Origin of the sequence: Pseudorhizobium banfieldiae, from assembly GCF_000967425.1 — a bacterium.
GTDB lineage: Bacteria > Pseudomonadota > Alphaproteobacteria > Rhizobiales > Rhizobiaceae > Neorhizobium > Neorhizobium banfieldiae.
In genome coordinates, this window is record NZ_FO082820.1 from 429341 (window position 1) to 455404 (window position 26064).

The window sequence follows — 26064 nt, forward strand, 5'->3', positions numbered from 1 at the left end:
AGCGTAATTTCGGGATGGGCGAGAGGCTGTAAGATCAGCCGATGACGCCCATGATGTCGGATTCCTTCATGATGAGGAGATCGACGCCATCGAGCTTGACTTCAGTGCCGGACCACTTGCCGAACAGGACGCGGTCGCCGACCTTGACGTCGAGAGCAACCTGCTTGCCGCTTTCGTCGCGGGCGCCCGGGCCAACGGCGACGACTTCACCTTCGGCAGGCTTTTCCTTGGCGGTGTCCGGGATGATGATGCCACCCTTGGTCTTTTCTTCAGACTCGACGCGACGAACGACGACGCGGTCGTGCAGGGGGCGGAAATTGGTGCTTGCCATTGTCTAATCCCTCGATCAAATGACATGGACAGGTCTGCGGACCCGTATCTGGTTGCTAGCACTCAGTAGAGGAGAGTGCTAGCTGGCGTCGAGATAAGCTCGGCTCGAATGAGAGTCAAGAACGAGCCGGATCGAAATTTCCCGGAATCTCGTTCGATGTTGCCATGTCCTTGGAAGGCAGGAAAGGCCTTGCCATCCTGCACCAGCTTTGCAATGTCAGCGCCGGTTCAGATATCGGTTCGGGAAAAGACATGGCCAAGCGCATCAGCAGTCTCACAGAGATTAACGGCAGTTACGACGTGGTCCTGTCGGATGTCTGGGGCGTGGTCCACAATGGCGTCGATGCCTTCCCGGATGCCTGCAAGGCGCTGGCCGACGCGCGTGCAGCAGGGACGACCGTGGTTCTGATCACCAATTCGCCGAGGCCTTCGCCCGGCGTTATTTCCCAGCTTCGGCTGCTGGGCGTTCCCGACAGTTCCTATGACGGCATCGTCACCTCGGGTGACGTGACGCGCCACCTGATCGCCGAGGGGCCTCGGAAGGTCTTCCTCCTCGGTCCGGAGCGCGACATGCCGCTATTCGATGGGCTGGACGTCGAGGTGGTCGGAGCGGATGAGGCAGACGCTATCGTCTGCACGGGCTTCTTCGATGACGAGAAGGAAGTGCCGGAAGATTATCACGACATGCTCGTCGCCTTCCAGAAGCGCGATGTTCCCTTCATCTGCGCCAATCCGGATCTGGTGGTCGAACGCGGACACCGCATAATTCCCTGTGCCGGAGCCGTCGCCGCCTATTACGAGGATCTCGGCGGCAAGAGCCGCATTGCCGGCAAGCCGCACACCCCGATCTACGAGGAGGCGCTTGCTTTCGCCCGCCAGGCGCGCGGCGAGGTCGCCAGAGAGCGGGTCATTGCGATCGGCGACGGCATGCCGACGGATGTCCGCGGCGCCATCAGCCAGGGCCTCGACCTCCTCTACGTCAGCGCCGGCATCCACGTGAACGAGTACACGGTGAACGGGCAGATCGACGAGGCGGTGATGAACGCCTGGCTGAAGCGCGAAGGGGCGGCGCCGAAATGGTGGATGCCGCGGCTCGCATAGGAAAACGCCGATGACCGTCTTCCACCGCAACGAGAAGAAGGAGCCGCTGCCGCCAGGCCTGAAGGGCGGTGTCGTGGCGATTGGCAACTTCGACGGGGTCCATCGCGGCCACCGCAGCGTTTTGGAGCGTGCGTTGCAGCTTTCGCGGGCTCGCCACGTTCCGGCGCTCGTGCTGACCTTCGAGCCGCACCCGCGCACCGTCTTTCGCCCCGACAGCCCCGTCTGCCGACTGACGCCAGCCCCGCTCAAGGCGCGGCTGCTGGAGGGGATGGGCTTCCATTGCGTGATCGAATATCCGTTCGACCCGGAGTTCTCGCAGCGTTCCGCCGAGGAATTCGTCCAGACCGTGCTCGTTGACTGGCTGCAGGCCAGCGCCGTCGTCACCGGCTTCGACTTCCATTTCGGCAAGGGCCGCGAAGGTGGGCCTGCTTATCTGATGGCCGCGGGTGAACGACATGGCTTCGGTGTGAGCCTTGTCGACGCCTTCCGCGACGAGAATGCCGAGGTCATCTCCTCAAGCCGTATCCGGGCGCTGCTGGCGGAGGGCGATGTTGCCGCGGCAGCTGGCCTGCTCGGCTACCGCTTCACGGTGGAGGGTGAGGTGGTCGGCGGTGAGAAACTCGGCCGCACGCTCGGCTATCCGACCGCCAACATGATGTTGCCGCCCGAGATGGAACTGAAGCCCGGCATTTATGCGGTGCGCTTTCGCAAGGCAGACGGCATTCTCCACGATGGCGTCGCGAGCTACGGCCGCCGCCCGACGGTGACGGAGAATGGCGCACCGCTGCTCGAAACCTATCTCTTCGACTTCACCGGCGACCTCTATGGCCAGACCTGCTCCGTCTCCTTCTTTGGCCATCTGCGCGACGAGGTGAAATTCGACGGACTGGAGCCGCTGGTCGAGCAGATGAAACGCGACGAGGAGGAGGCGAGGGCGCTCCTCTCCGGCGTGCGGCCGCTGGGCGAACTGGATGCGAAGATCGCTTTCTAGGACTGGCCGCTGTTCAAACAGGTCTCTTCCTTTCCCCCTCGAAAAGCCGTAAAGACGCCGATCATGAGAACGTACCGGCTGGTCCCCATCATTCGAATTATCGGCCCGGCCTTTCGCGCCGCCTGATCCGGGCGTCGGGAAGGTCCGGGTATTCAGGCGCCTGACTGGCGCCTCCGCCACCTCATTCCATTTTTCCGACGCGCCCTCTGGCGCCAGAAACGATTGCCTGACTTATGACCGATACCGCCGAAAAGCTGGATTATTCCAAGACCCTCTACCTGCCCGAGACCGAGTTCCCGATGCGCGCCGGCCTGCCGCAGAAAGAACCGGAACTGGTCAAGCGCTGGCAGCAGATGGATCTTTACAGACAACTTCGCGCCTCCGCCGCCGGTCGCGAAAAGTTCGTGCTGCATGACGGCCCGCCCTATGCCAACGGCAACATCCATATCGGCCACGCGCTGAACAAGATCCTGAAGGACGTCATCACCCGCTCCTTCCAGATGCGCGGCTACGATTCCAACTATGTCCCCGGCTGGGACTGCCACGGACTGCCGATCGAATGGAAGATCGAGGAGAAGTACCGCGAGAAGGGCAAGAACAAGGACGAGGTTCCGGTCAACGAGTTCCGCCAGGAATGCCGCGAATTCGCGGCGCATTGGATCAAGGTGCAGTCGGAGGAGTTCAAGCGGCTCGGCATCGAGGGCGATTTCGATAATCCCTACACGACGATGAACTTCCACGCAGAGGCGCGGATCGCAGGCGAACTTCTGAAGATCGCCAAGTCGGGCCAGCTCTATCGGGGCTCGAAGCCGGTCATGTGGTCGGTCGTCGAGCGCACTGCCTTGGCCGAGGCCGAGGTGGAATATGCCGATGTCGAGAGCGACACGATCTGGGTGAAGTTCCCGGTTGTGCGGATGAGCGAGCCGGGCGTGGCGCTTGAGACCGGTGAGGCATACAGGCAGGCGGTCATCGCACAGAACGCCGATGGTGGTGTCCTCGGCGATCTCCAGGGTTCCTTCGTCGTCATCTGGACGACCACGCCCTGGACGATCCCCGGCAACCGGGCGATCAGCTATTCCCCAAAGGTGTCTTACGGTCTGTATGAAGTCACGGCCGCGGAAAATGACTTCGGGCCGCGTCCCGGGGAAAAGCTCGTCTTCGCCAATAAGCTGGCCGAGGAGTCTTTTGCCAAGGCGAAGCTGCAGTACCGGAAGCTTCGCGATGTCACGGCCGAAGAACTAGCGTCCCTCGTGTGCGGGCACCCGCTTCGCCAGTTCGGTGGCGGCTATGAGTTCCCCGCTCCGCTTCTCGCCGGCGATCACGTCACCGATGACGCCGGCACCGGCTTCGTGCACACCGCACCCAGCCATGGCCGCGAGGACTTTGACGCCTGGACCGATAATGTCCGCGAGCTCGAAGCGCGCGGTATCGACACGAAGATCCCGTTCCCCGTAGACGACGCTGGCTTTTACACCGCCGATGCCCCCGGCTTTGGTCCGGACCGCGAGGGTGGCCCGGCCCGCGTCATGGACGACAACGGCAAGAAGGGCGATGCCAACAAGGCCGTCATCGAGGCGCTGATTGCCGCCAACAATCTGTTTGCCCGCGGTCGCCTGAAGCACTCCTACCCGCATTCCTGGCGGTCGAAGAAGCCGGTCATCTTCCGTAACACGCCGCAGTGGTTCGTCTACATGGACAAGGACTTCGGCGACGGGACGACGCTGCGTTCGCGCGCGCTGAAGGCGATCGACGAGACGCGCTTCGTGCCGTCTGCCGGCCAGAACCGCCTGCGCGCCATGATCGAACAGCGCCCCGACTGGGTGCTGTCGCGCCAGCGCGCCTGGGGCGTCCCGATCTGCGTCTTCGTCGACGAGAAGGGCGCGATCCTGCAGGACGATGCAGTGAACGCTCGCATCATGGACGCTTTCGAGCAGGAGGGTGCCGACGCCTGGTTTGCCGAGGGCGCCCGCGAGCGCTTCCTCGGCTCCCGCGCGAACGAGGGCTGGACACAGGTCCGCGACATCCTCGATGTCTGGTTCGACTCAGGCTCGACGCACACCTTTACGCTGGAAGACCGGCCGGATCTGAAATGGCCGGCGGACGTCTATCTCGAAGGCTCCGACCAGCATCGCGGCTGGTTCCACTCCTCGCTTCTGGAATCGGCGGCCACCCGCGGCCGCGCGCCCTATGACGCCGTCATCACCCATGGCTTCACCATGGATGAGAAGGGCCAGAAGATGTCGAAGTCGCTAGGCAATGTCGTGGCGCCACAGGACGTCATGAAAGATGCCGGCGCCGACATCCTTCGCCTCTGGGTCATGACCACCGATTACTGGGAAGACCAGCGTCTCGGCAAGACGATCATCCAGACGAATGTCGATGCTTATCGCAAGCTGCGAAACACGATCCGCTGGATGCTCGGCACGCTCGCGCACGACGAAGGCGAGGACATTGCCTATGCGGACCTGCCCGAACTCGAAAGGCTCATGCTGCATCGCCTGGTCGAGCTGGACCGGCTGGTGCGTGATGGCTATGACGCATTCGACTTCAAGAAGATCGCCCGCGCCCTGATCGACTTCGCGAATATCGAGTTGTCGGCCTTCTACTTCGACATCCGCAAGGACGCGCTCTACTGCGACGCGCCGTCGTCGCTGCGCCGGCGGTCGGCACTCGTCGTCATCCGCAAGATCTTCGACTGCATGGTGACCTGGCTCGCGCCGATGCTGCCGTTCACCACGGAGGAAGCCTGGCTGTCCCGCAATCCGCAAGCGGTCTCGGTGCATCTGGAACAGTTCCCCGAGGTGCCGGCAGAATGGCGCAACGAAGCGCTCGCGGAAAAATGGTCGAAGGTCCGCCGCGTGCGTTCAGTCGTCACGGGCGCACTGGAGATCGAGCGCAAGGAAAAGCGGATCGGCTCGTCGCTGGAGGCGGCACCGGTCGTGCACGTGTCGGATACTGCCCTGATGAACGCGCTCGAGGGGCAGGATTTCGAAGAGATCTGCATCACTTCGGCCATTCGTGTGGTCGCCGGCGAAGGGCCGGAAGCAGCGTTCCGTCTTGCCGAGGTGCCGGGTGTCGCAGTCGAGACGAAGCTGGCGGAAGGGACGAAGTGCGCCCGTTCCTGGCGCGTCACGACGGATGTCGGGTCTGATCCCGACTACCCTGAAGTGTCGGCACGAGATGCCGCAGCCTTGCGTGAACTGGCAGCCCTTGGCCGTCTTGGCTGATCCGCTTTCGCTACCGGATGATTGCGCTTCGCCGCGTCATCCGGTACATCTGCCCGAAATTGGCCGGAATTCTCGGTCAGGCGGTACTGACGGGAAATCTGAAGGCGTCGAAGGACGGGCGCTGCTGGAAGGGTTTTGATGAAGACGTCGCATGGGTTTCGCGCCGCATTGAGCGCCACCGGGCTGATGGCCGGTATGCTGGCCCTATCGGGTTGCATGGGCAGTCCCACCTACGGAACCGGAACCTCCGCCATGGAGCAACTGGGTGACGACATCACGTCGGCGGTCTCTCTGGGCCCGCAGGAGAAGCGCGACGTGAAGTACAATCCGCGGCCGGGCCTCGTGGTCACGGCGCAGGACAAGTCCCTTCCGCCCCCGCAGGCCTCCCTCGCCAGCCGCGAGACCAATCCGGCATGGGTGGAATCGCCCGAGGAGACCCGCCAGCGACTCCGCCAGGAAGCAGCCGAGAACGAAGGCAATCCTGGCTACCGTTCACCGCTTCTTGCCGGTAAGGGCAAGGCTGGGCAGATGACGGAATCGGAGAAGTGGGAAGCTTTCCGGCAGGCTAAGCAGAATCTCAACAGGGCCGACGTAACGCAGACACGCCGCTCGCTCACCGATCCGCCGGTCGAGTATCGTGCCGTCGACTCTGCAGCCCTTGAAGATCTGGGCGAGCCCGAGCTGAAGAAGGAGCGTCGTCGCAAGAAGGAGGCCGAGGCTGCAAAGCAGACCTCCAGCTGGTGGAAGCCCTTCCAGTAGCCAAGCATCCTAGACTTATGAAGCGGCAGGCCTGGTGGCCTGCCTTTTTCTGTTGAGCCCGCCCATGAATTACACGATCCGCGCTGCGACCGCCGACGATGTCGGCGTCATTCTCCGCTTCATTACCGAGCTTGCGATCTACGAAAAGGCGGAAGAGGAGGTCGAGGCGACGGAAGCAAGCCTCGCTGCATCCATGTTCGGCCCGCAAGCGGTGACGGAAGCGGCCATACTGGAAGCGGATGGCGCTCCCGCAGGCTTCGCCGTCTGGTTCTTCAATTACTCCACCTGGCAGGCGCGCAACGGCCTCTACCTCGAAGACCTCTATGTCTCGCCCCGGTATCGCGGTGCGGGGGCAGGCCGGCTGCTTCTGCGCCATCTTGCCAGGATTGCGGTGGAGCGAGGCTGTGGCCGTTTCGAATGGAGCGTCCTGGACTGGAACGAGCCGGCAATCCGCGTTTATGAGACGATCGGTGCGAGACCGCAGAGCGAGTGGGTTCGGTACCGGCTGACCGGTGACAGCCTGAAGGCCTTCGCTGCGAGCTGACCGTCCCGCCGGCTATCGTTTTTCCTGGAAGAAGCGCTTCAGCAGTTCTGCAGCCTGCCGTTCTGCGATGGCGGAATAGACCTCTGGCACATGATGACAGGTTGGCTGCGCGTAAAACCTGCCGCCATGATCGACCCCGCCCCCCTTCGGGTCCTCGGCACCGTAGTAGAGCCTGCGGATACGCGCAAAGGAAATCGCCGCCGCACACATCGCGCAGGGTTCTAGCGTCACGTAGAGGTCGGCACCCGTTAGCCGCTCCTGCCCGAGCAGCCGAGAGGCCTCTCGGATGACATTGATTTCGGCATGGGCGGTGACGTCGTTTTCGGCGCGAGTACGGTTCCCCGAGCGCGCAATGATCTCGCCATCCATGACCAGTACGGCGCCAACGGGGACCTCGCCCCGGCTGCCGGCCTGTTCCGCCTCCTGCAGCGCTTCTGTCATGAAACCGTCGTTCTTGGCCATTCTCGGCGATTTCCTCTTAACCCGGCACCCTTGAACTGGTAGGAAGCGAACAAACGGGCCCCGCCGCACCGCGCGGGCAGCCGGGACGCACCTCAACCCGCATGAATGTCCGGAACCTTCCGTCGACTTCATCGCTTCAGGCAAACAACAAATGACACCCAAAGACAAGCCAAAGCGCGGCGGAGCAAAGTCCTTCGAACGCGCAACGAAACCCGGATCAGCGACGAAGGGCAAGCCCACCGGCAAGGCCGCCTTCTCCGCCAAGGCGGGACTGAAGCAGCGGCCCGTGAAGGAAGCCGGCAACAGCGACAAGCCTGTGGCAAAGCAGCCGGCAAAGGCTTCGACGGCCCCTGTCGAGGCCGCCGGATCGAAGCCGGAGCGGATTTCCAAGATCCTTGCCCGTGCCGGGGTAGCCTCGCGCCGCGATGTCGAGCGCATGATCATGGAAGGCCGGGTGCGGTTGAACGGCACTGTCCTCGAGACGCCGGTGGTCAACGCTACCCTCGAAGATCGCATCGAGGTTGATGGTCAGCCGATCCGCGGCATCGAACGCACCAGGCTGTGGCTCTACCACAAGCCCGCCGGACTTGTGACGACCAACTCCGACCCGGAAGGACGCCCGACCGTCTTCGAGAACCTGCCGGAAGACCTGCCGCGGGTCATGTCGATCGGGCGCCTTGATATCAATACCGAGGGACTGCTGCTGCTGACCAACGATGGGGGCCTTTCGCGTGTGCTGGAACTGCCGACGACCGGTTGGCTGCGTCGCTATCGCGTGCGCGCCCATGGTGAGGTAGACCAGGCCGCGCTCGACAAGCTGAAGGAAGGCATCGCCGTCGACGGCGTCCTCTACGGCGCGATCGACGCGACGCTCGACCGCCAGCAGGGCCATAATGTCTGGATTACCGTCGGATTGCGGGAAGGCAAGAACCGCGAGGTCAAGAACGTCCTCGGCGCGCTCGGTCTCGAGGTCAACCGGCTGATCCGCATCTCCTACGGGCCTTTCCAACTGGGCGATCTGCCGGAGGGGCAGGTTGTCGAAGTGCGTGGACGGATGCTGCGCGACCAGTTGGGGCCGCGCCTGATCGAGGAAGCGAAGGCCAACTTCGATGCGCCGATCTACAGCGATGTCGGTGGTAGCGAGGAGCCCGAACCTGTGACGACTCGTGCCGCGAGCCGGGATGACAGGGAGCGTACCGGCGGATGGTCGCAGGATCGTTCGTCGAACCGGCAGGATTCCAGGCGTGACGATCGCCGCGGGAAGCCGGTATCGCGCGGTGACAAGCGTGACGACCGTGACTTCAGCGAAAAGCCGAAGAAGCGCCCGCCCATGGGGACCTCACGGACCGCGAATGTGTGGATGGCGCCCGGTGCACGTCCGACGACGGATGCCAAGGGGAAGAGAACTTCTGCACGGGCTGAGGCGGAAAAGCTGTTCGACAAGCCCAAGCTTCCGAGCGACCGGAGGGTCCTCGTGAACCGGGCGGAAGAGGACAGCGACTGGATCCGCGCTGAATCTCCTGCGCGGGATAGCAGGGATGGCGACTTTCCTCGCAAGCGACCTGCCGGCGATCGACCTGATCGGGGCGAGCGATCCCCGCGGACCGAGCGCCCGTTTGCGGATCGGCCGCGAGGGGAGGGCTCGTTCCGCGAGAAGCCCCGCGGCGACCGCAAGCCGCGCGAGGAGGGAGAGGGTGCCCGTGGTCGGGGATATTCCGATGACGCCAGGAGTGAGCGCCCCCGCGGCGATCGTCCGTTTGGTGACCCGCCCCGCGGCCCACGCACCGAGCAAGACCGTTCCCGTGGCGACCGGCCACGCGGCAGCAAACCGGCGGGAGATCGTTCCTTCGGAGGCAAACCCGGCGGCGGAAAGTCCTTCGGCGGCAAGCCATCCGGCGGAAAGCCCGGTGGAGGTCGCGGCAAACCCGGCGGCGGTGGCGCAAGACCCGGCGGGCGTCCCGCAGGCGGCAAGCCTCGGACCAGAGGGTAGGACGGATGCGCATCGTCGGGGGCGAATTTCGCGGCCGGACGCTGGCCGCACCGAAATCCAATGACATCCGGCCGACTGTCGACCGGACCCGTGAAAGCCTGTTCAACATCATCGGCCACGTCTATCCGGAGGCCCTGCAACAGACCCGGGTCATCGACCTCTTTGCCGGGACCGGAGCAGTTGGCCTCGAGGCGCTTTCCCGCGGCTGCAGGCAGGCCCTGTTCGTCGAGAACAGCGTCGAAGGGCGAGGCCTGCTGTGGGAAAATATCGATCACCTCGCGCTCCATGGGCGCGCCCGCATCCTCAGGCGCGACGCCACGAAGCTTGGGCCGAACGGAACGATCGAGCCGTTTAATCTGCTTTTCGCCGATCCGCCTTATGGCAGGAGCTTCGGTGAAGCAGCCATGCTGGCGGCCCATTCCGGCGGTTGGCTTGCTCCCGGGGCGCTGGCGATCCTCGAGGAGCGCGCCGATGTCGCGCCTTCCGTAGATCCCGTGTTCAGGCCGCTGGAACAGCGCCTCTTCGGCGACACTCGCATGCACTTCTTTCGCTACGAGCCAGGTTGAGGCTGCCAATGACCACCAAGCTTGTCCTTGCCGATGCCCAGGGCGAGAAATCACAGCGAGACCCGACCTTCGCGGTCGCCTTCGGCGCCGGCGGCGCTCGTGGCCTGGCGCACGCACATGTGATCAATGCTCTGGACGAGCTCGGGATACGACCTGTCGCTATCGCCGGTTCCTCGATGGGCGCAATCATGGGGGCGGGAATGTCCGCCGGCATGACGGGCAGCGAGATTCGCGCCTATACGCTGGAGACGGTCGGTAACCGTGGAGCGCTCGCCAACAGGCTCTGGAGCCTTGGGCCTTCCTCCATGCGCGGTACCGATGGCGGTTTTCGTTTTGGCCAGTTCAACATCGAGCATGTGCTGAAGGCGCTTCTGCCGCAGGCCATTCCGGCAGATTTCCAGGGCCTCGGCATTCCCCTGAAGGTGATCGCCACCGATTACTACGGGCGTTCCGAAGTTGTGCTGGAAGAAGGTTCACTCGGACCGGCGCTCGCCGCGTCTGCCGCGATCCCCGGCATCTTCATGCCGGTGACGGTGAACGGCCGCATTATGGTTGATGGCGGAATCTTCAATCCCGTGCCTTACGACCACCTGATGGATATGGCGGACGTCGTGATCGGGGTGGACGTGGTCGGGGCGCCGGAAGGGGACGGCTTATCACCGCCAAGCCGCATGGAGAGCATTTTCGGCGCCAATCAGTTGATGATGCAGTCGACGATCTCGTTCCAGTTGAAGCTGCAGCCGCCGCACGTTCTCCTGCGTCCGCCGGTCAACCACTTCCGGGTGATGGATTTCCTCAAGGCGAAGGACATATTCGACTACACCCTTCCGGTGAAGGAGGATCTGAAGCGCGCCGTCGACGCAATCCATCTGGCAGCCAGGGCCTAATCCGCAGCTTCCTGCGCCTTGTCGTGCGCCCTCATCGCTGCCTCCTCATTTGGGGAAGGGTGCTTGGGCTTTATCAGCGGCTCCGGCTTGACCGGGCGGTTGTGCAGCATGTGTCGCCCAGCCGCGAGGCCCTCCGCGGCCTGAAGCAGCAGGCGTTCCTCGTCGCGCTTGCGGATATCGTCTTCGATGGCTTCGGCCTCCGCTGACCCCATCCCCAATGCCTCAAGCGTCCTGCGTCCGAAGATGAGGCCTGAGCCCAACGTTTCCCTAATCTCGTATTCAACGCCCCGCTCTCGGAGCGAAAGTGTGTGGATCCGGTCATAGGAGCGGGCAAACAACCGGACGTTGGGAAACTCTGAGCGGATAAGGTCAACGATCTTGTCGGTGATCTCGCGCTTCTGTGTCAGCACCGCGACGATCTTCGCCTTCTCGATGCCGGAAGCAAGAAGCACGTCCTTCCGGGTGCCGTCGCCGAAATAGATGCGGAAACCGAACGACGCCGCCTGCCGGATGCGGTCGGCGGAATCGTCGATCACCGTGACGTCCCGGCCTCCCGCCAGCAGGATCTGCGCCGTGATCTGCCCGAAGCGGGAAAAGCCGATCATCAGAACGTCGGCGCCGGCACCCTGGAAATCCTCTTCGAGTTCCTCACGTTCCACGGTCAGGAGTTTTCGGGACAACGCGGCTCCGAGCGGCGTCAGAGCCATGGACAAGGTCACGATTGCAATCAGCAGCGACGCTGTGGCCGACGATAGCAGGCCCGCAGCCATTGCGGTCGTGAACAGCACGAACCCAAATTCGCCGCCTTGGGGCAGAAGAAAGGCAATCCGCATCGCATCATTGTGCGGCGATCCCATGAGGCGGCAGAGCCCGTAGATAATGCCGCCCTTGGCGATCATGAACACCGGGACCGCAAGCACGATAAAGCCGATCTGGCTCCACAGCACATGGATATCGAGGGAAAGCCCGACGGCCATGAAGAACAGCGCCAGCAGAAGCCCTCGGAAGGGCTCTATGTCAGCTTCAAGCTCGTGTCTGTAGGAGGATTCGGCAAGCATCAGGCCGGCAAGGAAGGCGCCCATTGCCATCGAGAGCCCCACGGCCTGCATCGCGGCCGCCGAACCCAGCACGATCAGCAAGGCCGTCGCGATCATCACTTCGCGCGCTCCCGTTCGCGCAATGACCTGGAACAGCGGCGTGAGGAGGTATCGACCGGCGATGATCATGACTCCGACCGCAGCAACGGCGACCACCAGGCCGGTCAAGGCCGATTGGCCGGTTTCGTCCACGCCTTTCCCCAGAATGCTGACCAGCGCCAGCAGCGGCACGATCGCGAGATCCTGGAAAAGGAGGATGGAGAAGGCTCTTTGCCCGTACTTGCTGTTCAGGTCGCCGTCGTCGTTCAGGATCTGGACAGCGAAGGCCGTCGACGACAGCGACAGGCCGAAACCGATCACAAGAGCTCCCTGCCAGTCGGCCAACCCCGTCGCCATCGCAAGCCCCGTGAGCGCCAGCCCGGTGAGGATGACCTGCGCGGGGCCGAGCCCGAAGACGTCGGAGCGCATCTGCCAGAGCCGAGAGGGCTTGAGTTCAAGGCCGATCACGAACAGCAGGAAGACGATGCCGAACTCCGCAAAGTGCAGCACTTCCTCCGCATCAGTGACCTCCTGCATGACCGGCCCGATCACAACGCCTGCGGCTAGGTATCCGAGGATGGTGCCGAGCCCAAGCAATCGGAAGATAGGGGCCGCGATTACCGCGCCAGCCAAGAGGACCAGCATCTCGGTAAAGAATGTGCCACTGCCGCTCATGCGAAGCTCGCCTTGCTGGACTGCCGGATCGGAAGAATCATCGTACACGTCTTGATGCCTTCCTTGCCGCACAATAAATGGTGCCGCAACGAAAGGTACACTATGACCTCCGCAATTGACTCCCAGGACCTTCTTTCGCGCGCCGCCCAGTTGGTCGATCTTGCCAGGGCGGCCGGTGCCGATCAGGCGGATGCCGTGGTTGTCCGCTCCCGCTCCCGCTCGGTCAGCGTGCGGCTTGGCAAGGTGGAGGGCACGGAGGCATCCGAAAGCGATGATTTCTCGCTGCGGGTCTTCGTGGGCAACCGTGTTGCAAGCGTCTCCGCCAATCCGGGCTTCGATGTAAAGGTTCTGGCGGAGCGTGCCGTCGCCATGGCTCGTGTATCACCCGAAGATCCCTATGCCTGCCTTGCCGACGAAGCCGACCTGGCAAGAAGCTATCCCGATCTGCAACTGCTTGACGCGACGGACGTGCCGACTGAGGCATTGCGCGAGGCTGCGTTGGAGGCAGAGCAGGCGGCACTTGAAGTCTCTGGTGTCACCAACTCCTCTGGTGCAGGCGCCTCCGCAGGCATGGGCGGCCTTGTCCTCGCTACGTCTCATGGCTTCTCCGGCAGCTACATGGCCAGCCGGTTCGGGCGCTCGGTGAGCGTCATTGCCGGTGAAGGCACCAAGATGGAGCGCGACTACGATTTCGACAGCCGGCTCTATTTCAAAGATCTCGACGAACCCCGCGTGATCGGCCGCAGGGCCGGCGAGCGCGCGGTCAAGCGGGTCAATCCGCGACAGGTGGAAACCGGCAGCAATATCACCGTCGTGTTTGACCCGCGTATCGCCCGCGGCTTCGTTGGCCATATCGCCGGCGCGATCAATGGCGCGGCTGTGGCGCGCAAGACGAGCTTCCTGCGTGACCGCATGGGCCAGCAGGTGCTGAAAACCGGCCTGAACATTACCGACGACCCTCTGGTGGTGCGCGGCTCCTCCTCGCGTCCGTTCGACGGCGAAGGGGTGTCCGGGAAGCGGCTGGTGATGATCGAGGACGGCGTGCTCAAGCACTGGTTCCTGTCGACGTCGACGGGCCGCGAGCTTGGCTTGCCGACGAACGGACGTGGCGTGCGTGGCGGGACATCCGTGACGCCCGCCTCCACGAACCTGGCGCTGGAGCCCGGCGAAGTCTCGCCGGAGGATCTGATCCGCAGCGTCGGCAACGGCTTCTATGTGACGGAGCTGATCGGCCAGGGCGTCAACATGATCACGGGTGAGTACAGCCGGGGCGCAAGCGGGTTCTGGATCGAAAACGGGGAACTCGCCTATCCGGTCTCGGAGGTTACGATCGCCTCCAACCTGAAGGACATGTTCATGCGCCTCACGCCTGCCAACGACATCGACCGCAAGTTCGGGATCGCCTCGCCCACCATCGCCATCGAGGGCATGACACTGGCGGGACGTTGATCCGATGGAGAGCGGGCAGCACGATTGGCAGGCCGACCTTGAACTTATCCGCCGGGCCGCCACCGAGGCTGGCGAGGTGGCGCACTCCTTCTTCGGACGATCCCCCGAGGTCTGGTGGAAGAACGAGGGACGCTCACCTGTCAGCGCTGCCGACTTTGCCGCCAACGAGCGCCTGGAAAAACTGCTGATCACCGCACGGCCGCACTATGGTTGGCTCTCCGAGGAGACCGACGACGACAATGCGCGGCTTTCCCACGAGACGCTGTTCGTGGTCGATCCGATCGATGGCACGCGTGCCTTCATTGCCGGCGAGCGGACATGGTGCGTGTCCGTCGCAGTCGTTCATCAGGGAAGACCTGTCGCCGGCGTCCTCGTCGCTCCGGCGCTAGACGAGGAATTCTACGCCTGTCTCGACGGGCCGGCGCTCATGAATGGCGGCCTGATATCGGTATCCCATCCGGATCCGTCCCTGCCGCTCACGCTGGCCATCGCGGAAGACCTGCTGCGCAAGCTTCCAGCAGCGCAGACGCAGGCGGTTCGCCGAGTGCGCCATGTCCCGTCGCTTGCCTACCGGCTGGCGCTGACCGCCGACGGGAGAATCGATGGGACGATCGTCAAGAAGAACTCCCATGATTGGGATCTGGCGGCGGCAGACATCATTCTCCAGCGCGCGGGCGGGAAATTGCTCGATAGCGCGGGCCATCCTCTCGTCTACAATCGCCAAAGCGTGAAGCACGGAATGCTCTACGCCGGCACCGGCCCCGCACTGGACAAGCTGTCCAGGTTCATGCCAGACGAACCGACAGATTGACGTTTTTTCCTGGATGCCTATGAGACATGTCCGGGGGGAATGAACTGAAGGGACTGACCATGCCGGAAACCGAAAAGAAGCAACTCCTGCACCTCGTGTTCGGGGGTGAACTGTCCAGCCTCGAGGGCGTACAGTTCAAGGATCTCAGCAATCTCGACATCGTCGGCATCTTTCCCGACTATGCCAGTGCTCTCACCGCATGGCGGTCGAAGGCGCAGCAGACTGTGGATAACGCCGAGATGCGCTACTTCATCGTCCACATGCACAAGCTTCTCGAGCCGGAAGCCAAGGGCGCATAGCCTGCAAAGCAGGGGATATCCGGTCGCAGCGGCTGGATGCGGCACCCGTTCTGCTTCATGGTTGCCCGGCGCTATTTTGACGTATTTGTAACCGAGTAGATGAGTGCTGGCCGAGCGGAGGATTTTCCACATCAGCGGACATGAGCGGCGATCGAGGACGGGCGCGATACGCAAGGGTTTGGCGCGTCTGGCGCTGACCGGCTATCGCGTGGCCGGAATTCTCGTCTATCCGCTCGCTGGCCCGTTTCTCGCCTATAGAAGCTGGAAGGGCAAGGAAGACCGTTTGCGTCGCTCAGAGCGGCTTGGCTATGCGAGCCAGCCCCGGCCTCGTGGTCCGCTCGTCTGGGCCCATTCCGCCAGTGTCGGGGAAACGCTTGCGCTGATCCCATTGCTGTGCGAACTCGGGCGGCGCGACATTCACGTGCTTCTGACCACCGGAACGGTGACGTCGGCGGAACTCGTCAGCAACCGGTTGGGGGATCAGGTCATCCACCAGTACGTGCCGCTGGACCTGAAGTTCTCGATGAAGCGGTTCGTTTCCTACTGGCGGCCGGACGCCTGCATCACTGCCGAGTCGGAGATATGGCCGACAACTCTTCTTGAACTTCATCGCCGCAAGATCCCGCAGATCACCGTCAATGCGCGCATCTCCGACCGCTCGTTCGAGCGCTGGCAGCGTCATGACACGATCGCGGAAGCTCTCTTCGGGAAGATGTCGCTCGTCGTCGCGCAATCGGACCTCGATGCGGAGCGGTTCAGGGATCTGGGCGCATGGCCGGTTCTCGTCTCCGGAAACCTGAAGGGCGACACGGATCCGCCGCCCTGCGATCCTGCTGCGCTGCAGCGCTATCGTGAGGAGATCGGCGAGCGCAAGACTTGGGCCGCCATCTCCACCTTCGAGGGCGAGGAGAAGGCCGTCGCCGGCATTCACAAGGCGCTCATGCCGCGAAACGGGCAGTTGACGATCATCGTGCCACGCCATCCGGAGCGGTCGGATGCGATCGAGGACATGTTGAAGACCCAAGGCCTGGTGGTGGCGAGGCGTTCCCGCAATGATCCCATCACTCCCGAGACGGACATCTTCCTGGGCGACACCATGGGCGAAATGGGTCTTTATCTCCGCTTGACGGAACTGGCTTTCGTCGGACGGTCACTGACCGGGGAGGGCGGGCAAAACCCGCTGGAACCTGCGATGCTCGGCTGTGCCGTTCTTTCGGGAAGTCACGTCCAGAACTTCCGCGACGCCTACGCCAATCTCGCCCGCAAGGGTGGCGCCCGGCTGATCCGCGATGTGGAGATGCTGGCAAAGGCCGTCCATTACCTCCTGTCCAACGATGTCGCCCGCCGCAAGATGATCGATGCGGGCCAGGAGACCATCAACGAGATGCGGGGGGCTCTTTCGGTGACCGTGAAGGCGCTCGAGCCCTATATCAACCCGCTGACTGTGACAGCCCGGCTGCAGCCGAAGAGCGCGACCGCCCGATGACCGGAGGGCGGTTTCCCGGGATCGCCGGCATTCTGTTCGACAAGGACGGCACCCTGATCCGCTACGATGAAAGCTGGGGCCCGGTAAACCGGGAGGCTGCAAGGATCGCGTCAGCCGGTGATGCCGATCTGGAGCCGCGGCTTCTGCTTGCCGCCGGCATGGATCCCGTGTCCGGCCAGACCCGCGCAGACAGCCTGTTGGCAGCCGGCAATGCGGCCGAGATTGCACTTGGTTTTGCCGCGGCGGGTTCCCCAATCGATGCGGCGGAATTGACGGTTCTTCTCGACGACCTGTTCGTACGGGCAGTGGAGTATGCTGTGCCCGTCACGGATATGCGGGTGTTGTTCCGAAGGCTGAAGGCGCAGGGACTGAAGATCGGCATCGCCTCCAGCGACAATGAATCCTCGATCCGGCGCACGGCTGCACGGTTCGAGATCGATGGCTGGGTGGATTTCGTCGCCGGTTACGACAGCGGCTTCGGGACCAAGCCGGAGCCCGGAATGCTGCTCGGCTTTTGTGAGTCCACCGGGCTTGAGCCGCGGCAGGTGGCCATGGTGGGAGACAATGCCCACGACCTCCACATGGGGCACGCCGCCGGCGCCGGACTGAAGGTCGGCGTCCTTACCGGAACCGGTACACGCGAAACTCTCGCGGCACTGGCCGATATCTGCATCGATGACATCACGGTCCTGCAGAGCCTTCTGCAGGGTTAGTGGTCCGTCGCCGGGCTTGCCTTTTTCCTGCGGTTCCCGTTTCAGTGCCGAGAGACCGTGAATTTGGGAGTCTTGCGTATGGTTTCGGAAGCGCCGCCGTTCTGGTGGACCAAGGCGGACTGGCGGGCATGGGCGCTCGCTCCCGTCTCCTATGTCTATGGCCGGGTGGCAGGAGGCCGGATGGCGAGCGGGGGTCGCGCAAGTGTGCCCGCACCGGTTCTATGTGTCGGTAACTTCACCGTGGGCGGCGCTGGAAAGACTCCGACTGCTCTCGCACTTGCCGTTGCCGCCCGGGAAAAGGGGTACAAGCCGGGCTTCCTGAGCCGTGGATATGGTGGCTCGCTGGACGTAACGACCCTTGTCGATGTTGAGCATCACAAGGCGGCGGCCGTCGGCGACGAGGCGCTTCTGCTGGCTCGCGTCGCGACGACCGTCGTCTCGCGCCGACGCGTTGACGGTGCTCGGAAGCTGATCGCCGAAGGCGTCGATCTCATCATTATGGATGACGGCTTCCAGAGCGCGCGCTTGCGCCTGGATTTCGCCCTCATCGTTATCGACAGCGTGCGTGGTATCGGCAACGGGCATCTCGTCCCCGGCGGTCCAGTTCGTGCTCCCATTGCGGAGCAGATGCGCCACCTTTCAGCGATCCTGAAGGTCGGCAACGGAGACGCCGCCGATCACCTTGTTCGCCAGGCGGCGAGAGCCGGCAAACCGGTCTATGTCGCGGCGCTCAAGGCCCGGCCCTTGGCCGAGTTGAAGGACAAGCCGGTGCTTGCCTTCGCGGGCATAGCGGATCCGGAGAAGTTTTACCGTACGGTGGAAGCCCTTCAGGCGCGCATCGTCGTCAAACAGTCCTTCACAGATCATCATTATTTCGGCGATGATGAACTGGCCGACCTGCTGCGAGAGGCGGATCGAGAGGGCTTGGTTCCGGTGACGACGGCCAAGGACGCTGCACGGCTTGTCGGTTTGCACGGAGCAGCTGAAACCCTGCTGAAGAAGGTGCAGATCGTGGAGGTGGACATGACCTTCGATGATCCGAATGCGCCGGGCAAGATTATCGATCTTGCGGTAGCAAATTACCAGCGCAGGCGTTTGCAGGAGAGCCGGCAGAAAGATCAGCAGGCTCCTCAGCCCTGAGGAGCCTGGACCGGAAGCGCGCCGGCGCGCTTGTCCGCTTCCAGCGACGCTGCGGCGTCCACATATGCCTCCTGACGGGCGACGCTCCAGTAGCGAAGTTCGTCGAGGGGTATGGGCCTGCCCGTCATTGCGCAGACGACATAGGCGCCGGACGTGAGAATCTGGTAGTCGCCGTCCAGGTAACGGATTTTCGCCTCCCGGCTTCCGCTTCCTTCGAACCGGTTCATCTTGAGTCTCCTGCGGAACATCGTCTCTGCTCTACCGCGCAGATGGGTGAAGCGCCACCCTCAACTGCGCCCGAACAGGCGTTCGATGTCGGATAGCTTGAGTTCGATATAGGTCGGGCGGCCGTGATTGCACTGGCCGGAGCCCGGCGTCGATTCCATTTGCCTCAGAAGCGCGTTCATCTCTTCTGGTCTCAACCGGCGTCCAGACCGGACGGAACCGTGACAGGCCATCGTCGCGGCGACGTTCTCGAGCTTGCTCCTGAGACCCCCGGCGGTATTCCATTCGGCGATCTCGTCGGCGAGGTCGCGCACCAGAAGGCCTGCGTCGATCTCTCCAAGCATGGCCGGCGTCTCCCGCACCGCGACAGCACCCGGGCCGAACCGCTCGATTGCCAGCCCGAACCTGTCGAGGTCGCGTGCGTGAGCCATCAGCCGATCACAATCTTCCTCGGCAAGGTCGACGATCTCCGGGATCAGCAGCGACTGGGAGGCAAGTCGGCCGGTGTCCAGGGCCTTGCGCATTTCTTCGAAAACAAGCCGCTCATGAGCGGCATGCTGGTCCACGATGACGAGGCCATCATCCGTTTGAGAAACGATGTAGTTCTCATGTAGCTGGGCCCGGGCTGCGCCCAGCCGGTGATTTGCGAATGAGATCGGCGAAACCGTGTTTTCTGCGCGAGAAATTGCTTCCGACTGGTCCGGGGCGTCGGTGCGTCCGGAAGGCACGGTCAGGCTGTCGAATGCAGCCTGCTGCCCCTCCGAGAATCCACGGGCTTCCGCGAGCGGTCGTGAGGGGGACTGATCCGCCTGCCACGGTGCCCTCGGCTGGTCAGTGCCGGTCCTGAATGCCCGCATGAGACCGTGACCACCCGTCGTCGATGCGCGGCTGCCTTCTCGTACGAGCGCCTCGCGGATCGCACCGACGATGAGCCCGCGAACCAGACCCGGGTCACGGAAACGGACGTCTGCCTTGGCCGGATGAACATTGACGTCCACGAAGGCTGGATCGAGATGGATGGAAAGAACCGCGACCGGGTATCGGCCTGACGGTACAGTTTCGGCATAGGCACCGCGGATTGCAGATAGGATCAGTTTGTCCTGGACGGGGCGACCGTTGACGAACGCGTACTGGTGGGCGGAATTGCCGCGGTTGAACGTCGGCACGCCGGCGAAGCCCGTCAGTGATACGTCCGCGCGCTCCGCGTCGATCTGGATCGCGTTGTCGCGGAATTCAGGGCCGAGGATTTGCGCGATGCGGGCCAACTGATCGTCGCCCGTTGCAGACAGCTCGAGGGTCGAGCGATCCGGCCCGGAGAGGACGAAACGGACCGACGGAAACGCGATCGCCATCCGCTTTACCATTTCGGTAATCGCCGCTGCCTCGGCACGTTCGGATTTCAGGAACTTGAGGCGGGCGGGTGTCGCAAAGAACAGGTCGCGAACCTCGACCACCGTGCCGGTATTGGCTGCGGCCGGTCGTACTGACGACATCCGTCCTCCTGCGACCGTCACCTGCGCGCCTTCGGGATCGCCCTGTCGGCGGCTGGTGATCGTGAGCTTGGCAACCGAGCCGATGGACGGAAGCGCCTCTCCGCGAAAGCCGAGCGTGCGGATGTCGTCGAGAGTGTCGCTGATCTTCGAGGTACAGTGGCGCCTTACCGCCAGGTCAAGATCCGCCGCATCCATGCCGCATCCATTGTCGGTGATGCGCACCAGGCTCTTTCCACCGCCGGCAGTAGCGATCTCGATACGGGTTGCACCGGCGTCGATTGCGTTTTCGATCAGTTCCTTCGCTGCACTGGCGGGACGTTCGATGACTTCGCCTGCAGCGATTTGGTTGATCAGTGTTTCTGGAAGCTGTTTGACGGGCATTGCCCTATAATTCCGGATTCGGTGAAGCTTGAGAAGCCCCAACACCCCTATGATTAAACGGGCCTTAAGCTTATCGCCGTAAAATAAAGCCTGGGTGCAGAAATCTGCCAGGCTCCAGGGATGTCAGGCGACGGAGGCGGGCAGATCGTCGAAAAGCAGGGTACCCCAAAGCCGGCAAGGCTCAAAAGGACTATGAGGAAGACCCGGGCTGGTGGAGACACAGGACAGAGAAGATCGGCAGGGACTGAGCCAGACCCGGCGAGAGAGCCGATGACGCATAGCGGCATCCTGACAGATCCCACCATTGCAGACCTCGCTATCGATCTTCTGTGCGACGGCCTGCAGGCGGCGGTACTTATCTACGACCGTAGCGATCAGCTTGTCTACGCCGGTGGCCAGTTGCAACTGCTTGCTCCCCTGCCGGCGAGTTCATTGACGCCGGGCGCCCGCCTTCGCGATGTCGTGGCGGCCCTTTTCGATGCCGGGGGCGAGGCCGGTAGCCATGCCCATGCACAGCCACGCTCCCTGCGTGAAAGCTGGATCGCCGACAAGATTGCCTCCCTGTGGCGCGAGCGCGCCGAACATGTCGAGCAAAGAGGGCCGGATCGCTGGCTACACTATTCCAAACGTCGTTTCCCCAACGGCTACGGCGTCTGCGTCGTTCGGGACATTTCGGAACAGAAGAAGCGCGAGGAGCAGTGGAAAGCTGTCGGTGAGCGAATGGAGTTGGCCGAACAGGTTCTCGACAAGCTTCCATTTCCCGTTTCGATCAAATCGAGCGACATGGTCTATGTCACGGTCAACCAGTCGTTCTGCAAGATTGTCGGGCGCTCTCCCGAAGAACTCATTGGCCGTAAAGCATGTGAGGTGTTCGATCCGGTGGTCGCCGGCCGCATCGAAGCCGCCGATCGGCAGATCATCAGGAAGGGTATTTCGGTGACCTCGCCGGAACTCCTCATAGGCAAGGACGGCGACCACGTGAAGACGATCGTCAGGAAGTTCAGGATTGGGAAGCCGGGTCGCTATCAGGTGGTAGCGGCGTTGGAGGACCTGTCGGGGCTAGTGCCGGAGTGGATCGGATCCACGGTGAGGAAACCTGCTCGCAGGGTTCAGCTTGGCCAGCACGGCATGTCCCTGCAGGATCTGAGGGGGCGAAACGTGCTGGTCGTGACAACCGAGCAAGATGCGTCCGACCTGCTGCCGCAGTCCATTGCCAAGCTGGGCGCCGAGGCCGTGGTCGTAGGAAGCGCCGAGGAGCTCGAACTTTTTCTCTCTGTCTCCGAAGATCTAGGCGTTGTTATCGATCTCGTCCTGGTTCTTGCCGAGAAGAGCCTACTGGCTGCATGTACGACGTTGACCGAGGCGTTTCAGGTTCCGCTCGTGGTGCTGGATCGTAGCCGTACAGGCCAGGGCCTGCATGCGCTGGTTAGCGAAATTTTCACGCAGGAAGCTGACGACGAAGTGGTCAAGGACGCTCAAGCCGCAGCCGCCCCCGGCTTGCTCGACGTGCTTGTTGCCGAGGACAATGCCGTCAACCAGATCGTATTTTCGCAGATACTTGAAGGGCTGGGCTATCGCTACAGCATCGCGGCGGATGGTGAGGAGGCGGTCCGGCTATGGAAGGAACATAAGCCGCGGCTCGTACTGATGGACATTACGCTGCCGAAGATCAACGGCTTCGATGCCTGCCGGCAGATCCGCGAGGTTGAGGGACGCGGTAGTCCCACTCCCATCATTGGAGTTCTGGCGCAGCCATTCGATCGTGACCGCGAACAATGCTTTCTATCGGGGATGGATGACGTGATCCTGAAGCCCATCAGTCCGGAAATGCTGGAGTCCGTTCTTCTCACGTATTTGCAGGAACGCGACGTGATCGAGAGGCGGAAATCTGCACCTGAAGGAAGGCGGGTTTGTTAAGGTTTCTGTCGCATCTTGCCCGAATGTATACAGAGTATCGGGTTTTCGCATGACGTCGGCCGGCAAACTGTTGCCGCAGGTCACCCAGAATGAACTGCAGGCGATGGCATACAGCGATCCGCTTACAGGCCTCGGCAACCGCTACCGGTTGCGCGACAAGGTCCGGTTGCTCGCTGCCGAACGTGCTCAGGATCCCGCTCCCTTTACCATCTGCATCGCAAATCTCGACGGGTTCAAGCCGATCAACGACTTGTTCGGCGTCGCTGCGGGAGACGAAATCCTCTGCCAGGTGGCCCATCGCCTGAAGGCTTGTATTCCCGACGGTGCAACGGTCACCCGTCATGACGGGGACGAGTTTGCTTTCGTCCTGCCGTTGGTCTTCGAGAGGGTGGGCGCTGAACGGATCGGACAGATGATCAAGGACGTGCTCTCCGCACCCTACGATCTGGGCGACCGAAACGTACGTCTATCGGCCTCCTTCGGTTTTGCCATTTATCCTTTTGCCGGTGAGGAGTTCGAGGATCTTCTGAAGAGCGCGGAAACCGCCCTCTATCGGTCCAAGCGCCGGGGCAGGGGGCAGATCACCGTCTACTCCCGCGAAATCGCCCTGGAGATGAAGCATGCGACACAACTGGAGCAGGCGCTGCGAACGGCGGTCATTGCCGATGCCGTCGACGCCCATTTCCAGCCGATCGTGCGGCTCGGCGACGGCGCTGTGCTGGGCTTCGAGGCACTGGCGCGTTGGATCGATGCTGACTTGGGTTTCGTCTCGCCGTCCGTTTTCGTGCCCCTCGCCGAAGAACGCGGCTTTATTGATGCGCTTTCCGAGACCTTGTTGCGCAAGGCGGCGGAAGCCGCGCTCTCATGGCCGCGGGAGCTCTTCCTCTCGTTCAACCTGTCTTCCGTTCAATTGATGGACCCCGGAACCACGGACACCATCCTGTCGATCCTTGACCGCGTTGGCCTTGATCCCCACAGGCTCGAACTGGAAATCACCGAAACCGCCATGATGACGTCGGCGGAGACGGCGCACCGGATCATTACCGATCTGCGGGCCGAAGGAGTGAAGATCTCGCTCGACGATTTCGGGACGGGGCAGTCGAGCCTCGGCCGGCTACGTGAATTCACGTTCGACAAGGTGAAGATCGACCGGGCGTTCGTGTCGCAGATCACCACTGATCGAACGTCCGAACACATCGTCAAAGCGATCATCGCCATGTGCGACGGGCTGGATCTGCAGGTGGTGGCGGAGGGTATCGAGGATTATGCCGACGCGCAGAAGCTGAAGGCCCTGGGATGTGGGATGGGGCAAGGCTACTACTACGGCAAGCCGGCCGACACCGTCGCAACGGGACGCTATCTGCGGGAGCAGGAGCGAAGACTTCTGGTTGCTCACCTCTGATCCAGAGGCACGCCTCACCTGGTGCGGCCGCTAAGAAAAAGGCGGCGCCGCAGCGCCGCCCCTTCAAGATGCCTTAATGCGTCACACGCTCCGGGCTTAGTTGTTACCTTCAGCCGTCGGCGGGGTAGTGGCATTCGGCATCGGTGTCGTAGCACCGGTGGACGAAGTTGTCGTCGTGTCGGTGGTCGCCGCATCAGCGGCTGCCTGCTGGTCTTCGAGCGTCATGAACTCGGGAGCCGCATTGAGCGAATCCTTCGTTTCAGTCGTCGTCAGACGGATCTCATTGTTGTTTTCCATGTCGCGGGTCATGGAGATGTTTTCCATCGGAACCGCGACATCCTTCTCGCCGATACCGAGGAAGCCGCCGACGCCGATCACGGCTGCGACGATGCCGCCATCCTGCTCAAGGATCAGGTCGTTGATGTCGCCAACGCTTTCATCTTCAGCATTATAAACCGACTTGCCGATATAGTCGTTGGCGCTGATCTGCGTCTCCGACTGTTCGGTCAGGTAAGAGCCCGAAGCGGCAGCAGTATCTGTCGAAGCATCCGTGCTTGGGGTGGCTGCAGTGTCCGTGGTCGCATCGGTATCCGGAGTGGCTGCAGTGTCCGTGGGAGCGTCAGCGCCCGGAGTTGCCGGAGTAGCTGCAGTGTCGGTCGAAGTATCGGCTTCGGGAGCGGCAGCGTTGTCGGTCGACGAGGCGCCTGCTGCGGGTGCGGCGTCGGTGCCGGTCATCGGCTTCATCGCGGGATCTGCAGGAGCAGCCGGAGATGCAGGCGCGGCCGGATCGCTGGTCTGGGCCATGGCCGGTGCGATTGCAGTGGAGGCCATCAGGACGGCTGCGGCCGCCATTGTGCTGAAAGTCTTCTTCATGTCGAACCTACCTTCCTAGTGTTCTCGATGTGAACGCACGACGTTCAATCGCGCTGGTTCGCGCAGACAATGGATCGACCTGGGGTTTAGTTCCGGCCCAACGCCGAAATTATAGGCGGGTGCCCTGCCAACTGCCGGTTGGCGAGCGGAGAACTCAAGGAGAGGTTGGAAGGCTCAGACGCGGAAGCTCGACTCCGGCGTGCCGGCGGCACCGGCGGTGAAGGCGAACATTTGGCCGGCAAGTGGGTCGCTCTCCCGCTGGTCAGGGCTCAGTCCTTCCCAGGCCGACGTAACCCCGATGTTCGTCAGGCCGGGTCCGAAGAAGACGGGACAAGTCGTCTGCCGCGCCGGCAGTCTGTGACGTTTCGCCAACGTGCCGTCCGGAGAATAGCAGTCCACCGCTCCGGCGCCCCACCGCGCATTCCAGATGTTGCCGTCCCGGTCACAGACCGAGCCGTCCATGCCGCCCGGCTGATCGCTCGTATCAACGAGGATGGCGGGCTCGCCGACTGGCAGTCCCGTAGAGGCGTCGAGGCTGACCCGCATCAGGAGGTTCTTCGTGGTGTCGACGAAATAGCCGGTGGAACCGTCCGGCGAAAAGCAGATTCCGTTTGGGATGCTGATATTGCGGAAGAGCGGGGTCACGGTCTTCCGTGCCACATGGTAGATGGCACCGGCGCCTTCCTCGGCTCCTTTCCCCATCGTCCCGATCCAGAGACAGCCACTCGGATGGAGCCGTCCGTCATTGGAGCGGGTGCCGGCATTCCCAGCCTCTAGCTCGCAATAGAGGCTGAGCGCACCATCCCGGCGGTTGCGGATGTAAAGCCCCTCTTCGGTTGCCAGAAGCTGTCGTTCCTCATCGATGCGGGCGATGACGCTCGCCATGAATGGCAGCGGGTGATGTCGCTCCTCACCGGTGGAGAGGTTCCTTTCGTGAAGCAGCTTTCCCAGGATGTCGAACCACCAAAGCGTGTTCGTTTCCGGTTCGAAGTTTGGCCCCTCTCCGAGCTCGGAAACGGTGTTGGACAAGGTCGCAGGCTCGGATTTTGCGTCGTGCATGATGAGCTCCGGGAAGTGAATCTTGCACCATCGCTTGGACGCTGCAAATGTCTCCGCCAACATGACTTCCTGTCAGATTGGCGATTGCTATTGCGGAATTTTCGACATACCTGTCTATAATCTTTCTCTGTAAAGACAAGATTGCATC

23 protein-coding genes are annotated in these 26064 nt (G+C 62.6%); 16 read left to right on the forward strand and 7 right to left on the reverse strand.

Annotated features, from left to right (window positions below; translation table 11 throughout):
- Positions 1–34: 34 nt before the first annotated feature.
- Entirely contained in the window at positions 35–331 is a 297-nt protein-coding gene (groES, locus tag NT26_RS02005; RefSeq protein ID WP_052637126.1) for a co-chaperone GroES, read from the reverse strand.
- A gap of 251 nt (positions 332–582) precedes the next feature.
- Here groES and NT26_RS02010 point away from each other — a divergent pair, with 251 nt between their 5' ends.
- The 5 genes from NT26_RS02010 (at position 583) to NT26_RS02030 (ending at position 6952) form a co-directional block, all read left to right on the forward strand.
- Entirely contained in the window at positions 583–1431 is an 849-nt protein-coding gene (locus tag NT26_RS02010; RefSeq protein ID WP_052641709.1) for a TIGR01459 family HAD-type hydrolase, read from the forward strand.
- A gap of 10 nt (positions 1432–1441) precedes the next feature.
- The gene (locus tag NT26_RS02015; protein WP_052637127.1) at positions 1442–2422 is read left to right on the forward strand and encodes a bifunctional riboflavin kinase/FAD synthetase; all 981 of its coding nucleotides are present in this window, start codon (positions 1442–1444) and stop codon (positions 2420–2422) included.
- Between the two features lie 233 nt (positions 2423–2655).
- On the forward strand, positions 2656–5649 hold the full coding sequence (gene ileS, locus NT26_RS02020; protein ID WP_052637128.1) for an isoleucine--tRNA ligase: 2994 nt from the start codon (positions 2656–2658) through the stop codon (positions 5647–5649).
- A 138-nt stretch (positions 5650–5787) separates the two neighbouring features.
- Positions 5788–6408, forward strand: coding sequence for a hypothetical protein (locus tag NT26_RS02025; RefSeq protein ID WP_052637129.1), 621 nt, complete (start codon positions 5788–5790; stop codon positions 6406–6408).
- Positions 6409–6472: 64 nt separating this feature from the next.
- Positions 6473–6952 carry a GNAT family N-acetyltransferase gene (locus NT26_RS02030; protein WP_052637130.1) on the forward strand — a complete coding sequence of 160 codons (480 nt, stop codon included), beginning with the start codon at positions 6473–6475 and terminating at the stop codon, positions 6950–6952.
- Between the two features lie 12 nt (positions 6953–6964).
- On the opposite strand, the gene NT26_RS02035 is transcribed toward NT26_RS02030, so the two are convergent.
- Entirely contained in the window at positions 6965–7414 is a 450-nt protein-coding gene (locus tag NT26_RS02035; protein ID WP_052637131.1) for a nucleoside deaminase, read from the reverse strand.
- 151 nt (positions 7415–7565) lie between these two features.
- On the opposite strand from NT26_RS02035, the gene NT26_RS02040 reads away from it, so the two are divergent.
- Genes NT26_RS02040 through NT26_RS02050 form a run of 3 tightly spaced genes read left to right on the forward strand, consistent with a single transcriptional unit; the run spans position 7566 to position 10857 of the window.
- Positions 7566–9404: a pseudouridine synthase gene (locus tag NT26_RS02040; protein WP_052637132.1), complete on the forward strand. Its 1839-nt coding sequence runs from the start codon at positions 7566–7568 to the stop codon at positions 9402–9404.
- 5 nt (positions 9405–9409) lie between these two features.
- On the forward strand, positions 9410–9970 hold the full coding sequence (rsmD, locus tag NT26_RS02045; RefSeq protein ID WP_052637133.1) for a 16S rRNA (guanine(966)-N(2))-methyltransferase RsmD: 561 nt from the start codon (positions 9410–9412) through the stop codon (positions 9968–9970).
- An 8-nt stretch (positions 9971–9978) separates the two neighbouring features.
- On the forward strand, positions 9979–10857 hold the full coding sequence (locus NT26_RS02050) for a patatin-like phospholipase family protein (RefSeq protein WP_052637134.1): 879 nt from the start codon (positions 9979–9981) through the stop codon (positions 10855–10857).
- Here the strand turns inward: NT26_RS02050 and NT26_RS02055 are convergent.
- A complete protein-coding gene (locus NT26_RS02055; protein ID WP_052641713.1) occupies positions 10854–12668 on the reverse strand; it encodes a monovalent cation:proton antiporter-2 (CPA2) family protein in 1815 nt (604 codons plus the stop codon). The two genes, NT26_RS02050 and NT26_RS02055, sit on opposite strands and share 4 nt — an antisense overlap.
- A 102-nt stretch (positions 12669–12770) precedes the next feature.
- On the opposite strand from NT26_RS02055, the gene NT26_RS02060 reads away from it, so the two are divergent.
- The 6 genes from NT26_RS02060 (at position 12771) to lpxK (ending at position 18566) form a co-directional block, all read left to right on the forward strand.
- Entirely contained in the window at positions 12771–14117 is a 1347-nt protein-coding gene (locus NT26_RS02060; RefSeq protein ID WP_052637135.1) for a TldD/PmbA family protein, read from the forward strand.
- 4 nt (positions 14118–14121) lie between these two features.
- Positions 14122–14928 carry a 3'(2'),5'-bisphosphate nucleotidase CysQ gene (locus NT26_RS02065; RefSeq protein ID WP_052637136.1) on the forward strand — a complete coding sequence of 269 codons (807 nt, stop codon included), beginning with the start codon at positions 14122–14124 and terminating at the stop codon, positions 14926–14928.
- Between the two features lie 59 nt (positions 14929–14987).
- Positions 14988–15227, forward strand: coding sequence for a DUF4170 domain-containing protein (locus tag NT26_RS02070; protein WP_052641717.1), 240 nt, complete (start codon positions 14988–14990; stop codon positions 15225–15227).
- A 166-nt stretch (positions 15228–15393) separates the two neighbouring features.
- Entirely contained in the window at positions 15394–16713 is a 1320-nt protein-coding gene (gene waaA / locus NT26_RS02075; protein ID WP_052641720.1) for a lipid IV(A) 3-deoxy-D-manno-octulosonic acid transferase, read from the forward strand.
- Positions 16710–17426 carry an HAD family hydrolase gene (locus NT26_RS02080; RefSeq protein WP_052637137.1) on the forward strand — a complete coding sequence of 239 codons (717 nt, stop codon included), beginning with the start codon at positions 16710–16712 and terminating at the stop codon, positions 17424–17426. Before waaA ends, NT26_RS02080 begins: the two co-directional genes overlap by 4 nt.
- A gap of 78 nt (positions 17427–17504) precedes the next feature.
- Positions 17505–18566, forward strand: coding sequence for a tetraacyldisaccharide 4'-kinase (lpxK, locus tag NT26_RS02085; RefSeq protein WP_052637138.1), 1062 nt, complete (start codon positions 17505–17507; stop codon positions 18564–18566).
- Here the strand turns inward: lpxK and NT26_RS02090 are convergent.
- Together NT26_RS02090 and mutL are read right to left on the reverse strand one after the other, a co-directional pair.
- A complete protein-coding gene (locus tag NT26_RS02090) occupies positions 18557–18793 on the reverse strand; it encodes a DUF2093 domain-containing protein (RefSeq protein WP_052637139.1) in 237 nt (78 codons plus the stop codon). The two genes, lpxK and NT26_RS02090, sit on opposite strands and share 10 nt — an antisense overlap.
- 60 nt (positions 18794–18853) lie before the next feature.
- Positions 18854–20665, reverse strand: coding sequence for a DNA mismatch repair endonuclease MutL (gene mutL, locus NT26_RS02095; protein WP_052637140.1), 1812 nt, complete (start codon positions 20663–20665; stop codon positions 18854–18856).
- Positions 20666–20935: 270 nt separating this feature from the next.
- Between mutL and NT26_RS02100 the strand changes: the two genes are divergently transcribed.
- Both NT26_RS02100 and NT26_RS02105 read left to right on the forward strand, forming a co-directional pair.
- Positions 20936–22582, forward strand: a complete 1647-nt coding sequence (locus tag NT26_RS02100; protein WP_052637141.1) for a response regulator — start codon at positions 20936–20938, stop codon at positions 22580–22582.
- 49 nt (positions 22583–22631) lie between these two features.
- Positions 22632–23984 carry a putative bifunctional diguanylate cyclase/phosphodiesterase gene (locus NT26_RS02105; RefSeq protein ID WP_052637142.1) on the forward strand — a complete coding sequence of 451 codons (1353 nt, stop codon included), beginning with the start codon at positions 22632–22634 and terminating at the stop codon, positions 23982–23984.
- Between the two features lie 96 nt (positions 23985–24080).
- On the opposite strand, the gene NT26_RS02110 is transcribed toward NT26_RS02105, so the two are convergent.
- Both NT26_RS02110 and NT26_RS02115 read right to left on the reverse strand, forming a co-directional pair.
- Complete coding sequence (locus NT26_RS02110; protein WP_244467656.1) at positions 24081–24857, reverse strand: PRC-barrel domain-containing protein; 777 nt, start codon at positions 24855–24857, stop codon at positions 24081–24083.
- Positions 24858–25031: 174 nt separating this feature from the next.
- Positions 25032–25916, reverse strand: a complete 885-nt coding sequence (locus NT26_RS02115; protein WP_052641728.1) for an SMP-30/gluconolactonase/LRE family protein — start codon at positions 25914–25916, stop codon at positions 25032–25034.
- Positions 25917–26064: the final 148 nt, after the last annotated feature.

Coding starts and splice junctions, on each gene's coding strand:
- mutL (WP_052637140.1), bottom strand. CDS start 20,665: ATGCCCGTCAAACAGCTTCCAGAAACACTGATCAACCAAATCGCTGCA.
- NT26_RS02110 (WP_244467656.1), bottom strand. CDS start 24,857: ATGAAGAAGACTTTCAGCACAATGGCGGCCGCAGCCGTCCTGATGGCC.
- NT26_RS02070 (WP_052641717.1), top strand. CDS start 14,988: ATGCCGGAAACCGAAAAGAAGCAACTCCTGCACCTCGTGTTCGGGGGT.
- NT26_RS02060 (WP_052637135.1), top strand. CDS start 12,771: ATGACCTCCGCAATTGACTCCCAGGACCTTCTTTCGCGCGCCGCCCAG.
- rsmD (WP_052637133.1), top strand. CDS start 9,410: ATGCGCATCGTCGGGGGCGAATTTCGCGGCCGGACGCTGGCCGCACCG.
- ileS (WP_052637128.1), top strand. CDS start 2,656: ATGACCGATACCGCCGAAAAGCTGGATTATTCCAAGACCCTCTACCTG.
- NT26_RS02065 (WP_052637136.1), top strand. CDS start 14,122: ATGGAGAGCGGGCAGCACGATTGGCAGGCCGACCTTGAACTTATCCGC.
- NT26_RS02015 (WP_052637127.1), top strand. CDS start 1,442: ATGACCGTCTTCCACCGCAACGAGAAGAAGGAGCCGCTGCCGCCAGGC.
- NT26_RS02030 (WP_052637130.1), top strand. CDS start 6,473: ATGAATTACACGATCCGCGCTGCGACCGCCGACGATGTCGGCGTCATT.
- NT26_RS02115 (WP_052641728.1), bottom strand. CDS start 25,916: ATGCACGACGCAAAATCCGAGCCTGCGACCTTGTCCAACACCGTTTCC.
- groES (WP_052637126.1), bottom strand. CDS start 331: ATGGCAAGCACCAATTTCCGCCCCCTGCACGACCGCGTCGTCGTTCGT.
- NT26_RS02105 (WP_052637142.1), top strand. CDS start 22,632: ATGACGTCGGCCGGCAAACTGTTGCCGCAGGTCACCCAGAATGAACTG.
- NT26_RS02025 (WP_052637129.1), top strand. CDS start 5,788: ATGAAGACGTCGCATGGGTTTCGCGCCGCATTGAGCGCCACCGGGCTG.
- NT26_RS02010 (WP_052641709.1), top strand. CDS start 583: ATGGCCAAGCGCATCAGCAGTCTCACAGAGATTAACGGCAGTTACGAC.
- NT26_RS02050 (WP_052637134.1), top strand. CDS start 9,979: ATGACCACCAAGCTTGTCCTTGCCGATGCCCAGGGCGAGAAATCACAG.
- lpxK (WP_052637138.1), top strand. CDS start 17,505: ATGGTTTCGGAAGCGCCGCCGTTCTGGTGGACCAAGGCGGACTGGCGG.
- NT26_RS02040 (WP_052637132.1), top strand. CDS start 7,566: ATGACACCCAAAGACAAGCCAAAGCGCGGCGGAGCAAAGTCCTTCGAA.
- NT26_RS02035 (WP_052637131.1), bottom strand. CDS start 7,414: ATGGCCAAGAACGACGGTTTCATGACAGAAGCGCTGCAGGAGGCGGAA.
- NT26_RS02090 (WP_052637139.1), bottom strand. CDS start 18,793: ATGAACCGGTTCGAAGGAAGCGGAAGCCGGGAGGCGAAAATCCGTTAC.
- NT26_RS02055 (WP_052641713.1), bottom strand. CDS start 12,668: ATGAGCGGCAGTGGCACATTCTTTACCGAGATGCTGGTCCTCTTGGCT.
- NT26_RS02100 (WP_052637141.1), top strand. CDS start 20,936: ATGACGCATAGCGGCATCCTGACAGATCCCACCATTGCAGACCTCGCT.
- NT26_RS02080 (WP_052637137.1), top strand. CDS start 16,710: ATGACCGGAGGGCGGTTTCCCGGGATCGCCGGCATTCTGTTCGACAAG.